General features: G+C 64.0%; 12 protein-coding genes. 8 read left to right on the top strand and 4 right to left on the bottom strand.

The genetic code is table 11. The annotated features are described in order from the left end of the window. Nucleotides 1-500 precede the first annotated feature (500 nt). From ACIPG5_RS10015 to ACIPG5_RS10045, 7 genes are all read left to right on the top strand, one after another. Nucleotides 501-1844, top strand: coding sequence for an OprD family outer membrane porin (locus tag ACIPG5_RS10015; RefSeq protein ID WP_176511980.1), 1344 nt, complete (start codon nt 501-503; stop codon nt 1842-1844). Nucleotides 1845-2009: 165 nt separating this feature from the next. Continuing rightward, nucleotides 2010-2648, top strand: a complete 639-nt coding sequence (locus ACIPG5_RS10020) for a peroxiredoxin (protein WP_176511979.1) — start codon at nt 2010-2012, stop codon at nt 2646-2648. 261 nt (nt 2649-2909) lie between these two features. Next, nucleotides 2910-3875, top strand: coding sequence for a sulfonate ABC transporter substrate-binding protein (locus ACIPG5_RS10025; protein ID WP_236237927.1), 966 nt, complete (start codon nt 2910-2912; stop codon nt 3873-3875). 60 nt (nt 3876-3935) lie between these two features. Further along, a complete protein-coding gene (gene ssuD / locus ACIPG5_RS10030) occupies nt 3936-5084 on the top strand; it encodes an FMNH2-dependent alkanesulfonate monooxygenase (RefSeq protein WP_176511977.1) in 1149 nt (382 codons plus the stop codon). A 10-nt stretch (nt 5085-5094) separates the two neighbouring features. Then, the gene (gene ssuC / locus ACIPG5_RS10035) at nt 5095-5892 is read left to right on the top strand and encodes an aliphatic sulfonate ABC transporter permease SsuC (protein ID WP_176511976.1); all 798 of its coding nucleotides are present in this window, start codon (nt 5095-5097) and stop codon (nt 5890-5892) included. After that, on the top strand, nt 5889-6701 hold the full coding sequence (gene ssuB, locus ACIPG5_RS10040; protein WP_176511975.1) for an aliphatic sulfonates ABC transporter ATP-binding protein: 813 nt from the start codon (nt 5889-5891) through the stop codon (nt 6699-6701). Before ssuC ends, ssuB begins: the two co-directional genes overlap by 4 nt. Before the next feature lie 43 nt (nt 6702-6744). Next, complete coding sequence (locus ACIPG5_RS10045; protein WP_008095172.1) at nt 6745-6960, top strand: molybdopterin-binding protein; 216 nt, start codon at nt 6745-6747, stop codon at nt 6958-6960. 116 nt (nt 6961-7076) lie between these two features. Here the strand turns inward: ACIPG5_RS10045 and ACIPG5_RS10050 are convergent, their stop codons facing one another. The 4 genes from ACIPG5_RS10050 to ACIPG5_RS10065 form a co-directional block, all read right to left on the bottom strand. Continuing rightward, entirely contained in the window at nt 7077-7703 is a 627-nt protein-coding gene (locus ACIPG5_RS10050; RefSeq protein WP_176511974.1) for a TetR/AcrR family transcriptional regulator, read from the bottom strand. Then, complete coding sequence (gene gshA / locus ACIPG5_RS10055) at nt 7703-9280, bottom strand: glutamate--cysteine ligase (RefSeq protein WP_401374656.1); 1578 nt, start codon at nt 9278-9280, stop codon at nt 7703-7705. The genes ACIPG5_RS10050 and gshA overlap by 1 nt, the downstream gene beginning before the upstream one ends. Nucleotides 9281-9434: 154 nt before the next feature. Further along, nucleotides 9435-9818: a PaaI family thioesterase gene (locus tag ACIPG5_RS10060; RefSeq protein WP_176511972.1), complete on the bottom strand. Its 384-nt coding sequence runs from the start codon at nt 9816-9818 to the stop codon at nt 9435-9437. Then, nucleotides 9818-12142 (bottom strand): Tex family protein, encoded by a 2325-nt coding sequence (locus ACIPG5_RS10065; RefSeq protein ID WP_401374659.1) that lies wholly within the window; start codon nt 12140-12142, stop codon nt 9818-9820. Before ACIPG5_RS10065 ends, ACIPG5_RS10060 begins: the two co-directional genes overlap by 1 nt. Nucleotides 12143-12325: 183 nt before the next feature. Here ACIPG5_RS10065 and ompR point away from each other — a divergent pair, with 183 nt between their 5' ends. Next, complete coding sequence (ompR, locus tag ACIPG5_RS10070) at nt 12326-13066, top strand: two-component system response regulator OmpR (RefSeq protein ID WP_008099008.1); 741 nt, start codon at nt 12326-12328, stop codon at nt 13064-13066. Nucleotides 13067-13069 lie beyond the last annotated feature (3 nt).

Raw genomic sequence — 13069 nt, forward strand, 5'->3', positions numbered from 1 at the left:
GGTGAACCTCTCGTCAGGCAATCGATGTGATGGATGGCGAGAAGACTAGATGATCTAAGAAATCGAAAATAAATAACTTTTTCGCATTAGCTTAGGAGCCAAATGCTTTAACGCGGCTTGCCTGGGAAATGCCCACTGGCGGAACACCCGTGCGCTGCTAGTCTTTGTCCCCTCGTCAGGGGTGGTTGACGGGTAACCGGTCGGCAAACGTTTGCAAATAACCTAAAGGTATGATTGACGGGGTCGATACAACTTTTTGCAGTAAAGGTTTCACCTATATTCCGTAAAAATCTTACTAATTCATAAAACGGTCATTTTGGATTTATAGGATTGTCATTATCCTGTAGCGCAGGTTGCGTCCTTAGACCAAAGTCGCGAAACGTTCAGAAACGATTGACTTATTGGTCACGCTTTGGGACTAAATCGCCCATCCACGGTGAGCGGGGCAGAAGACTCCGCCGCCAGAGATACACAAGAATTAGAACGTAGAGGAGCAAAACATGTACAAGTCCAGCCTGGCCGTGGCCGTGGCACTGGGGGTCATCGCCCAAACTGCAGGCGCTGCCGGTTTCGTTGAAGACAGCAAACTGGCGCTGAGCTCGCGCACCATGTACTTCAACAACGACACCCGCGAAGGTGGCGTCAACGACAACCGTGAATCGGGTCAGGGCTTCAAGCTCGACTACATTTCCGGCTTCACCCAAGGTACCGTTGGCTTCGGCGTCGACGCTCAAGCGCTATGGGGCATCCACCTCGACGGCGGCAAGGGCAAGCACCCTGATAACAGCAGCTTCTTCCCGAGCGCACACGACAAGTCGGCAGAAAGCCAATGGGCTCGCCTGGGCGCCAACGCCAAGGCACGCTTCTCCAAGACCGAAGCGCACTTCGGTAGCGCCCTGGCACCGAACCTGCCAATCCTGGTTTCCAACGATGGTCGTCTGCTGCCGCAGACCTTCGAGGGTGGCACCATCCAGTCGAAGGAAATCGACAACCTGACCATCAACGCCGGTCAGCTGACCCACGCCATGGGTCGCGCCTCGAGCAACCGTACCGGTCTGTCCGTGGCTGGCGCTACTGCAGAAAGCAACAAGTTCCGCTACGGCGGCCTGGACTACAAGCTCACTCCAGACCTGACCCTGCAGTACTACTACTCGAACCTGGAAGACTTCTACAAGCAGCACTTCCTGGGTGCGACCCACGTCTTCAAGATTTCTGACAACCAGTCGTTCAAGACCGACCTGCGCTACTTCGACAGCAGCAGCGACGGCAAGAACGGCAACGACAGCACCTACAACTTCAACAACAACGGCGGCTACGCCAAGCACCTTGGCGAGATCGACAACAAGACCTGGTCGGCGATGTTCACCTATACCCTGGGTGGTCACTCGTTCCTGGTCGGTCGCCAGCAAGTCGGTGACGACGGTGGCTTCGTGTGGCTGGGCCAGGGCAGCCTGGTCAATGACAACGGCAGCTCCGAAGGCGCAGGTGGCTCCAGCTTCTACCTGTTCACCGACAGCATGATCAACCAGTTCGCCCGTGCGGGTGAGAACACCAACTTCGGCCAGTACGCCTATGACTTCGCTGCCCTGGGTGTCCCAGGTCTGAAAGCATCGGTTGCCTACCTGCGTGGTGACGACATTCGCTACCGCAGCGGCCACGGTACCTACAACGAGTGGGAGCGTGACGCGCGTATCGACTACACCATCCAGGACGGCACCCTCAAAGGCCTGGGCTTCAGCCTGCGTCAAGGTGTCTACCGTGGTAGCGGTGGCTCGAGCAGCGAGTTCACCAAAGACCAGGATCAGGCTCGCTTCATCGTGAACTACACTTACGCCTTCATGTAAGTCGTAGCCACACAGAAAGCCTCGCCTAGTGCGAGGCTTTTTTGTGCCTGCCATTCGGTATGCAATAAGGTTATAAATAAATCAGTATTTATTCTTTTTGTTTTTATTCGGATGCAGGCACATTGAACCCCACAAGGCCAGAACACAGCACAGGAGCCGCACCCCATGAGCCTCAAACTCGGCGACATCGCCCCTGATTTCGAACAGGATTCCAGCGAAGGCAAGATCCGTTTCCACGAATGGCTGGGCAATAGCTGGGGTGTGCTGTTCTCCCACCCGGCCGACTTCACCCCGGTGTGCACCACCGAGCTGGGCCTGACCGCCAAGCTCAAGGGCGACTTCGCCAAGCGCGGCGTCAAGGCCATCGCGCTCTCGGTCGACCCGGTCGACTCGCACCACAAGTGGATCGAGGACATCAACGAGACCCAGAACACCGTGGTCAACTTCCCGATCATCGCCGACGCCGACCGCAAGGTGTCCGACCTGTACGACCTGATTCACCCCAACGCCAGCGACACCCTGACCGTGCGCTCGCTGTTCGTCATCGACCCGAACAAGAAGGTGCGCCTGACCATCACCTATCCGGCCAGTACCGGGCGCAACTTCAACGAGATCCTGCGGGTGATCGACTCGCTGCAACTGACCGACACCCACAAGGTCGCCACGCCAGGCAACTGGCAGGACGGCGACGAGGTGGTGATCGTGCCTTCGCTCAAGGACGAGGACGAGATCAAGCAGCGCTTCCCCAAAGGTTATCGGGCGGTCAAGCCGTACCTGCGGCTGACCCCGCAACCCAATCGCTGAAGAATTCCTCGTTGCATTGCTCTTAGCCATAGCAGGGATATTCGGGCCGTTTCGACGGCCCTTTTTTATCCTGCAACAAGCGCGAGCGATAAATGCAAAATGGAATAAACAAATGAAAAAATATGATTTCTAGATATATAAAAACATTGGTACTGTCTTTTCCACAGATCCTCTGATCCCCGTCCTACCGCTGTATCACCTTACTCGCCCGCCAACGAGGCAAGCAGGTGCAACCCGAACCCAATCGCACAGGAGAGCGCCATGCGCACAGTCTTCTTGCGTCGTGGTCTGGTCGCCCTGTTTGCGGCGGCTGTGTCCTTCGGCGCCATTACCCAAGCCCAGGCCGAGAGCCTGCGCATCGGTTACCAGAAATACGGCACCCTGGTGCTGCTCAAGGCCAAGGGCACGCTGGAGAAGCGCCTGGCCGAGCAGGGCGTGCAGGTGCAGTGGACCGAATTCCCAGGTGGCCCGCAGCTGCTCGAAGGCCTGAACGTCGGCTCCATCGACTTCGGCGTCACCGGCGAAACCCCACCCGTGTTCGCCCAGGCCGCCGGTGCCGACCTGCTCTATGTGGCCTACGAGCCGCCTGCGCCGCACAGCGAAGCCATCCTCGTGCCCAAGGGCTCGCCGATCCAGTCGGTGAAAGAGCTCAAGGGCAAGAAAGTCGCCCTCAACAAAGGCTCCAACGTCCATTACCTGCTGGTCCGCGCCCTGCAGGACGCCGGCCTTCAGTACAGCGATATCCAGCCGGTGTACCTGCCGCCCGCCGATGCCCGCGCCGCCTTCGAGCGTGGCAGCGTCGATGCCTGGGTGATCTGGGACCCGTACCAGGCCGCCGCCGAGCAGCAGCTGCAGGCCCGGACCCTGCGTGATGGCAAGGGCCTGGTCGACAACCACCAGTTCTACCTGGCCACCCGCAACTACGCGACCCAGCACCCGGCCGTGATCAACACCTTGATCGAAGAAGTGCGCGCCGTGGGCCAATGGTCCCAGGCCAACCCGCAGCAGGTCACCGACCAGGTTGCGCCGCTGCTCGGCCTGCCCGCCGAGATCACCCTGACCTCGGTCAAGCGCCAAGGCTACGGTGCCAGCCCGCTGACCCCCGAGGTGGTGGCTTCGCAACAGAAAATCGCCGACACCTTCACGGCGCTCAAGCTGATTCCCAAGGCGCTGAGCATCAAGGACGTGATCTGGACACCCCCGGCCAAGGTCGCCAGCGCGCCTTGATCGATCAGCCTGCGCCGGGGCGCCGCCCCGGCTTGAGCCACCCCTGAGGAGACAACTCCAATGAGCCTTAACATTTTCTGGTTCCTCCCAACCCACGGTGACGGCAAGTACCTGGGCACTTCCGACGGCGCTCGCGCGGTCGACCACGGTTACCTGCAGCAGATCGCCCAGGCCGCCGACCGCCTGGGCTTCGGCGGGGTGCTGATCCCCACCGGGCGCTCCTGCGAGGATTCCTGGCTGGTGGCCGCATCGCTGATCCCGGTGACCCAGCGCCTGAAGTTCCTGGTCGCCCTGCGCCCGGGCATCATTTCGCCGACCGTGGCCGCGCGCCAGGCGGCAACCCTGGACCGCCTGTCCAACGGCCGTGCACTGTTCAACCTGGTGACCGGGGGCGACCCGGACGAGCTGGCCGGTGACGGCCTGCACCTGAACCACCAGGAACGCTACGAAGCCTCGGTCGAGTTCACCCGCATCTGGCGCAAGGTGCTGGAAGGCGAGAACGTCGACTACGACGGCAAGCACATCCAGGTGAAGGGCGCCAAGCTGCTCTACCCACCGATCCAACAGCCGCGCCCGCCGCTGTACTTCGGTGGCTCGTCCGAAGCCGCCCAGGACCTGGCTGCCGAGCAGGTCGAGCTGTACCTGACCTGGGGCGAGCCGCCTGCCGCCGTTGCCGAAAAAATCGCCCAGGTGCGTGAGAAAGCCGCTGCCCAGGGCCGTGAAGTGCGCTTTGGCATCCGCCTGCACGTGATCGTGCGGGAAACCAACGAAGAGGCCTGGGCCGCAGCCGACCGCCTGATCTCGCACCTGGACGACGACACCATCGCCCGCGCCCAGGCTTCGCTGGCGCGCTTCGACTCGGTGGGCCAGCAGCGCATGGCCGCCCTGCACGGTGGCAACCGCGACAACCTGGAAGTCAGCCCCAACCTGTGGGCCGGTGTCGGCCTGGTACGCGGTGGCGCCGGTACTGCACTGGTCGGCGATGGCCCGACCGTGGCGGCGCGGGTCAAGGAATATGCCGAGCTGGGCATCGATACCTTCATCTTCTCCGGCTACCCGCACCTGGAAGAGTCCTACCGCGTTGCCGAGCTGCTGTTCCCGCACCTCGACGTGCAGCGCCCGGAGCAGCCGAAAAGCGGCGGCTACGTGAGCCCGTTCGGCGAGATGGTGGCCAACGACATCCTGCCCAAGTCCGTGTCGCAGAGCTGAGGACCGGGCCATGAGTCGTGCAACGTCCTCCACCCTGACCCAGCGCCTGGCGCCGTGGGCACTGCCGCTGGCGCTGCTGGCGGTGTGGCAGCTGGCGGTCAGCGCGGGCTGGCTGTCGACGCGCATCCTGCCAGCGCCCAGCGCGGTGGTCAGCGCCGGTGTCGAGCTGGTGCGCAGCGGTGAAATCTGGACCCACCTGGCCATCAGCGGCTGGCGTGCCGGCCTGGGCTTTCTGATCGGTGGCAGCATCGGCCTGGTGCTGGGCTTCATCACCGGCCTGTCGAACTGGGGCGAACGCCTGCTCGACAGCTCGGTGCAGATGATCCGCAACGTGCCGCACCTGGCGCTGATCCCGCTGGTGATCCTGTGGTTCGGTATCGACGAGTCGGCGAAGATCTTCCTGGTCGCGCTGGGCACGCTGTTCCCGATCTACCTGAACACCTACCACGGCATCCGCAACGTCGACCCGGCGCTGGTTGAGATGGCGCGCAGCTATGGCCTGTCGGGCTTCGGCCTGTTCCGCCAGGTGATCCTGCCGGGCGCGCTGCCGTCGATCCTGGTCGGGGTGCGCTTCGCCCTGGGCTTCATGTGGCTGACCCTGATCGTGGCCGAGACCATTTCGGCCAACTCCGGCATCGGCTACCTGGCGATGAATGCCCGTGAATTCCTGCAGACCGACGTGGTGGTGCTGGCGATCGTCCTCTATGCCGTGCTCGGCAAGCTCGCCGACCTCGCCGCTCGCGGCCTGGAGCGTGTGTGGCTGCGCTGGCACCCGGCCTACCAAGTGGCCAAGAAGGAGGGCGCATGACCGTGCTCAAGGAACAACCGCCACGCTTGCTGCGGGGCATCCCGCTGGCCGCCAACGGCCTGCGCAAGACCTTCGGCCAGCGTGAAGTGCTGCGCGGCATCGACCTGCACATCCCGGCCGGCCAGTTCGTTGCCATCGTCGGGCGCAGCGGCTGCGGCAAGAGCACCTTGCTGCGCCTCTTGGCCGGGCTCGACCAGCCCAGCGCCGGCGAGCTGCTGGCAGGCCCGGCACCGCTGGCCGATGCCCGCGAGGACACCCGTCTGATGTTCCAGGATGCACGCCTGCTGCCCTGGAAGAAGGTGATCGACAACGTCGGCCTGGGCCTGCGTGGCGACTGGCGCCAACGCGCGCTGGATGCCCTGGAGGCGGTCGGCCTGGCTGACCGTGCCAATGAATGGCCAGCGGCGTTGTCCGGTGGCCAGAAACAGCGTGTGGCCCTGGCCCGCGCACTGATCCACCAGCCGCGCCTGCTGCTGCTGGACGAGCCACTGGGCGCGCTGGATGCGCTGACCCGTATCGAGATGCAGCAACTGATCGAACGCCTGTGGCGGCAGCACGGCTTCACCGTGCTGCTGGTGACCCACGACGTCAATGAAGCCGTCGCGGTGGCCGATCGGGTGATCCTGATCGAGGACGGCGAAGTCGGCCTGGACCTCACTGTCGAGCTGGCAAGGCCCAGGGCGCGTGGTTCGCACCGCCTGGCCGCGCTGGAAAGCGAAGTGCTCAACCGCGTTCTGTCGGCCCCGGGCACACCGCCCGAGCCGGACCCTGTAGCCCCTTTGCCCACGCAACTGCGTTGGGCGCACTGACGACTCACTTACCAGACTGAAGCCAAAGAGAAGGAATCAAGCCATGACTATCAAAGCGATCAACGTCCGTAACCAGTTCAAAGGCACCGTGAAAGAAATCCTCGAAGGCCCGGTGCTGTCGGAAATCGACGTGCAGACGGCCTCGGGCATCGTGACGTCGGTGATTACCACGCGTTCGGTGAAAGAGCTGGAGCTGCAGGTGGGCAGTGAAGTGATTGCCTTCGTGAAATCGACCGAGGTCTCCATCGCCAAGCTGTGAGGCCGTGGCAGCGACCGCTATCGCCGGCAAGCCGGCTCCCACAGGTTCTCTGCAGGCTTTGGCCTTGCACGGTACCTGTGGGAGCCGGCTTGCCGGCGATAGGGCCGGTGAAATCCTTAGCGTTTCGCCAGAAACGGCGGCAGATACAACCCCAGGTACGCCTCGAACACCCGCTTGCCTTCCTCGGCCATGCGCGGGGTGATCTGCTCATGCAGCTGCACCGAGCGCGCATACACGCGGTCGCTCAGCTCCATGGCCAAGGCAAACACATCCACATCGCCAGGCATCACCGGCAGCTTGAAGTGCTGGTCGAACAGCTTGTGCATCAAGTCGCCCAGTTCCATGTCGTGCTGCCGGTCGGCCTGCACCACCTCGCTCAGCCCGTGCTGCGCCAGAATCAGCTGCCGCGCCGCAGCGTCCTCGTTGTAGATGGCCAGCATGCGCTGCTCGATCAGGCGGGACAGCTCATGCCAGGTATCGAATGCACTGCTGTCGATCGGCGCGCGCAGCGCTTCGCGAAAGGCCCGGTGCACATCGGCGGTCAGCGCTTCGAGCAAGGCCGGCACGCTGGCGAAGAAGTGGTACACCGACGAAGGCGGGATCTGCGCCCGCTCGGCCACGCTGTAGATCGACAACGCCGCCACCCCTTGCCCGGCCAGCAGCTCGCGCGCGGCCGCCAGGATCGCTTCGATCCTGGCCTGGCTGCTGGCGCGTGGCTTGCGTGGGGTGGGGCTGCGGGTCATCAGTTGCTGATCGCCAGGATACTGGCCTGGTACGCACCGACGAACAGGTCGAAGTCGCCGACCTCCTGTTGCTCCAGGCGCGACTGCTCGGCCAGCGAGTCGCGGGCCAGGGTCTCGTAGGCCTGCTGGCGCTCGACGGGCAGCGGCTGCTCGCGGAAGGTTTCGGCATGGATGCGGCTTTGGCGCAGGGAGAACTGCACGAAGTTTTCGTCATGCTCGGTCATGCGCGCCAGGACCTGCGCCGACGGCGTCAGCGAGGCGTCGTCGACCTTGGCCTGCTGCTCTTCCAATGCCTTGGCGTGTTCATCGCCGCCGTGGGTGCGGTCGAGCAGGTCGGCCAGCTGGCCGATGCGCCCGATCAGCTCGGTGGCCCAGGCCTTGAGTGTGATCGGCTGGCCATCGCGGTGCAGCTCCAGGCCTGGGCGACGGCCTTCCTTGACCACGGTGAGGAAGTTGCTGGTGCACTGGCTGCATTCGCCGTTGTCCAGCTGCGGGCTTTCTTCCAGTGCGCAGAACAGCAGGAACGCATCGAGGAAGCGGGCCTCGGTCAGGTCGATGCCCACCGGCAGGAACGGGTTGATGTCCAGGCAGCGCACTTCCACATATTGCACGCCGCGCGAGGTCAGGGCCTGGACCGGCCGCTCGCCGGTGTAGGTGACGCGCTTGGGGCGGATGTTCGAGTAGTACTCGTTCTCGATCTGCAGGATGTTGGTGTTCAACTGCACCCATTCGCCATCCACATGGGTGCCGATCTCGACATAGGGCGGGTAGGGCGTGCCGACGGCCTTGCGCAGGCTGTCGGTGTAGCTGTCGAGGTTGTTGTAGCAAGGCGTGAGGCCGGCCTGGGCGTTGCTCTGGTAACCCAGGTCGCTCATGCGCAGGCTGGTGGCGTAAGGCAGGAACAGGGTTTCGCCATCGAGCTCTTCGAGCTGGTGCGGGCGGCCACGCAGGAAGCCTTTGTCCAGTGCCGGCGAGGCGCCGAACAGGTACATCAGCAGCCAGCTGTAGCGGCGGAAGTTGCGGATCAGCGCAATGTAGGCCGAGGACTGGTAGTCGCGGTCGCTTTCGCTGCTGCCTTCGGCGTCGCGCAGCAGGGGCCACAGCGCTTCGGGCAGCGAGAAGTTGTAGTGGATACCGGCGATGCACTGCATGGTGCGGCCGTAACGCAGGGCCAGGCCCTTGCGGTAGACGTGCTTGAGCTTGCCGATATTGGAGGTGCCGTATTCGGCGATCGGGATGTCCTCCTCGGCCGGCAGCGTGCACGGCATTGACGGGCTCCACAGGTATTCGTCGGCGAGCTTGCTGTAGACGAAGCGGTGGGTCTGTTCGAGGCTCTCGAGCACCTTGGCCGGGTCTGCCAGGGCTGGGGTGATGAACTCCAGCAGCGACTCGGAATAATCGGTGGTGATCTGCTCGTTGGTCAGCGCCGAACCCAGCGCTTCGGGGTGTGGGGTCTGGGCCAGGCGACCTTCATCGGTCACACGCAGGCATTCGCGCTCAATACCGTGCAGGCACTGCTCGAGCAGGGGGAGATTGGCGCCGAGCAGGCTCAGGCGGCGGTTGAGGAGGTCGCTCAAGATGGATTCCTTCACGCGTCAGTCGCCCCAATATGGGGGTAGAGATAACGGTCTACAAGGGTAGGAACAAAGGAACTGGCGTTGTCGCCTGGTTTACGCGGTTCCGGCAGTGCCAGCGCACTGCCGGAAAATACCGCAGATACCCCTTGGTGAGCTAGAGAACCGCGAAGGTTCCTTGCGCTTTTGCCACCAGTTTGTCGCCTTGGACTACGTCGGCGTCGACCACCAGGGTGCGGCGCCCGGCGTGCAGCACGCGGGCGGTGCACAGCACTTCACCGTCGCTGACGGCGCGCAGGTAGTTGATCTTGCACTCGATGGTCACGCTCTGCTGGTCGAAGCCATGGCTGGCCGAGCAGGCCAGGCCCATGGCGATGTCCACCAGGCTGAAGATCGCCCCGCCGTGCAGCTTCTGGCCGCGGTTGCGCAAGTGCGGCTCGAGCGCCAGGGCCACCTCGGCAACGCCTGTGTCCAGGCGTTGCACGCGGCAGCCAAGCAGCTGGCTGTAGGCGCTTTCGACCAGTTCCTTGGGGATTTCCATCATTTCTTCTTCAGCTGCTTGGCGTTGGCGAACAGCGCCGCCATGGCGTTGTTGGCCGGGGCTGCGGTGGCCGTTTCACGCTGGCGCGGGGCCTGCTGCGGGCGGTTGCCGGCATTGCCACGGTTGCCGCCGCGGTTGCCTTCGACCTTCTCGCCCGGCGTGTCGCTCATGCGCATGGACAGGCCGACGCGCTTGCGCGGGATGTCCACTTCCATGACCTTGACCTTCACCACGTCGCCGGCCTTGACCGCTTCGCGCGGGTCCTTGACGAACTTCTCCGACAGCGCCGAGATGTGCACCAGGCCGTCCTGGTGCACGCCGATGTCGACGAAGGCACCGAAGTTGGTGACGTTGGTGACCACGCCTTCGAGGATCATGCCCGGCTCCAGGTCCTTGAGGTCCTCGACGCCGTCCTGGAAGGTGGCGGTCTTGAACTCGGGGCGTGGGTCGCGGCCGGGTTTGTCCAGTTCCTGGAGGATGTCGGTGACCGTCGGCAGGCCGAAGGTTTCGTCGGTGAAGCGCTTGGGGTCGAGGCGCTTGAGGAAGCCGCTGTCGCCGATCAGCGAGCGGATGTCGCGGTCGGTATCGGCAGCGATGCGCTTGACCAGCGGGTAGGCCTCAGGGTGCACGGCCGAGGCATCGAGCGGGTTGTCGCCGTTCATGACGCGCAGGAAGCCTGCGGCCTGCTCGTAGGTTTTTTCGCCCAGGCGGCTGACTTTCTTGAGCGCGGCGCGGGTGGCGAACGGGCCGTTGGCATCGCGGTGGGCGACGATGTTCTGCGCCAGGGTCGCGTTGAGGCCGGAAATGCGGGTCAGCAGCGCCACCGAGGCGGTGTTGACGTCCACGCCCACGGCGTTCACGCAGTCCTCGACCACGGCGTCCAGGCCGCGGGCCAGCTTCAGCTGGGACAGGTCGTGCTGGTACTGGCCGACACCGATGGATTTCGGGTCGATCTTCACCAGTTCGGCGAGCGGGTCCTGCAGGCGACGGGCGATCGACACCGCGCCGCGGATCGACACGTCCAGGTCCGGGAACTCGCGGGCGGCCAGCTCCGAGGCCGAATACACCGAGGCGCCGGCTTCCGAGACCATGACCTTGGTGATCTTCAGGGCTGGGTATTTTTTCACCAGCTCGCCCACCAGCTTGTCGCTTTCACGGCTGGCAGTGCCGTTGCCGATGGCGATCAGCTCCACCGAGTGCTTGGCGCACAGGGCAGCGAGGATGGAGAGGGTGCGGTCCCAGTCGTTCTTCGGTGCATGCGGGTAGACCGTGGTGTGGTCCAGCAGCTTGCCGGTGGCATCGACCACGGCGACCTTGCAGCCGGTACGCAGGCCCGGGTCGAAGCCCAGGGTGGCGCGCGGGCCGGCCGGGGCGGCCAGCAGCAGGTCGTGCAGGTTGTGGGCGAAGACGTTGATCGCCTCGCCTTCGGCGTTGTCGCGCAGCTCGCCGAACAGGTCGGTCTCCAGGTGGGTGTAGAGCTTGACCTTCCAGGTCCAGCGCACCACTTCGCCCAGCCATTTGTCGGCCGGGCGGTTGTGGTTTGCCAGGCCGAAGTGGCTGGCGATCATCACTTCGCACGGGTGCAGGGTGCCTGGCAGCTCTTCGCCGACCTTCAGCGATGCGCTCAGCACGCCTTCGTTGCGCCCGCGGAAAATCGCCAGGGCGCGGTGCGACGGGGCGTTGCGCAGCAGTTCGTCATGGGCGAAGTAGTCGCGGAACTTGGCGCCTTCCTCTTCCTTGCCGGCCACCACGCGGGCGCTGAGCACGGCTTCGTGCTTGAGGAAGTTGCGCAGCTTGTCGAGCAGCGCGGCGTCTTCGGCGAAGCGCTCCATGAGGATGTACTTGGCGCCTTCCAGCGCGGCCTTCACGTCGGCCACGCCCTTGTCGGCGTCGACGAAGCGCGCGGCTTCAGTTTCCGGGGCCAGCTGCGGGTCGTTGAACAGGCCGTCGGCCAGCTCGCCGAGGCCGGCTTCCAGGGCGATCTGGCCCTTGGTGCGGCGCTTTTGCTTGTACGGCAGGTAAAGGTCTTCGAGGCGGGTCTTGGTGTCGGCCAGCTTGATCTCGCGGGCCAGCTCCGGGGTCAGCTTGCCCTGCTCCTCGATGCTGGACAGGATGCTGGCGCGGCGCTCATCGAGTTCGCGCAGGTAGCGCAGGCGCTCTTCCAGGTGGCGCAGCTGGGTGTCGTCCAGGCTGCCGGTCACTTCCTTGCGGTAGCGGGCGATGAAGGGCACGGTCGAGCCTTCGTCCAACAAGCCCACGGCCGCTTCGACCTGCTGCGGGCGAACGCCCAGTTCCTCGGCGATACGGCTGTTGATGCTGTCCATGTAAACCACCTGGCAAGGATTGAAAGCCGCGCATTATACCCATCGAAAAGGCCTTGCGGTGATGGCGCCCGGCCAGTGTCGATGGCCAGGAACTGGCGCCAGGGGAAAAATCTGCTAACAATGCTCACGGCACGCAGGGTAATGGCTACGCCATAATGCGCGGCGATATCAGAGGAGTTATTCATGACTGGCACCCCCAACACCGCTGAAGGTGACAAGATTCTCATCGTCGACGACGATCCGGGGCTCAGCAGCCTGCTGGAACGTTTCTTCACCAGCAAGGGCTATCGCGCCCGCGCGGTGCCCAACACCGAACAGATGGACCGCCTGCTGCAGCGCGAGGTGTTCAACCTGGTGGTGCTCGACCTGATGCTCCCGGGTGAAGACGGCCTGTCCGCGTGCAAGCGCCTGCGCCAGTCGAACAACCAGATCCCGATCATCATGCTCACCGCCAAGGGCGACGAGCTCAGCCGCATCAAGGGGCTGGAGCTGGGCGCCGACGATTACCTGGGCAAGCCGTTCAACCCGGACGAGCTGATGGCCCGGGTCAAGGCCGTGCTGCGTCGCCAGGCCCCGAGCGTGCCGGGCGCCCCGGGTAGCGAGGACGAGTCGGTCACCTTCGGCGACTACGAGCTGTCGCTGGCCACCCGCGAGCTCAAGCGCGGTGACGAAGTGCACATGCTCACCACCGGCGAATTCGCCGTGCTCAAGGCGCTGGTCATGCATGCCCGCGAGCCGCTGACCCGCGACAAGCTGATGAACCTGGCCCGTGGCCGCGAGTGGGACGCCCTGGAGCGCTCCATCGACGTGCAGATTTCGCGCCTGCGCCGCATGATCGAGCCAGACCCGTCCAAGCCACGCTACATCCAGACGGTCTGGGGCGTGGGCTACGTGTTCGTTCCAGACGGAAACGCTGGTAAATGATGC

It is taken from the genome of Pseudomonas sp. NPDC087029, assembly GCF_044745345.1.
GTDB lineage: Bacteria > Pseudomonadota > Gammaproteobacteria > Pseudomonadales > Pseudomonadaceae > Aquipseudomonas > Aquipseudomonas faucium.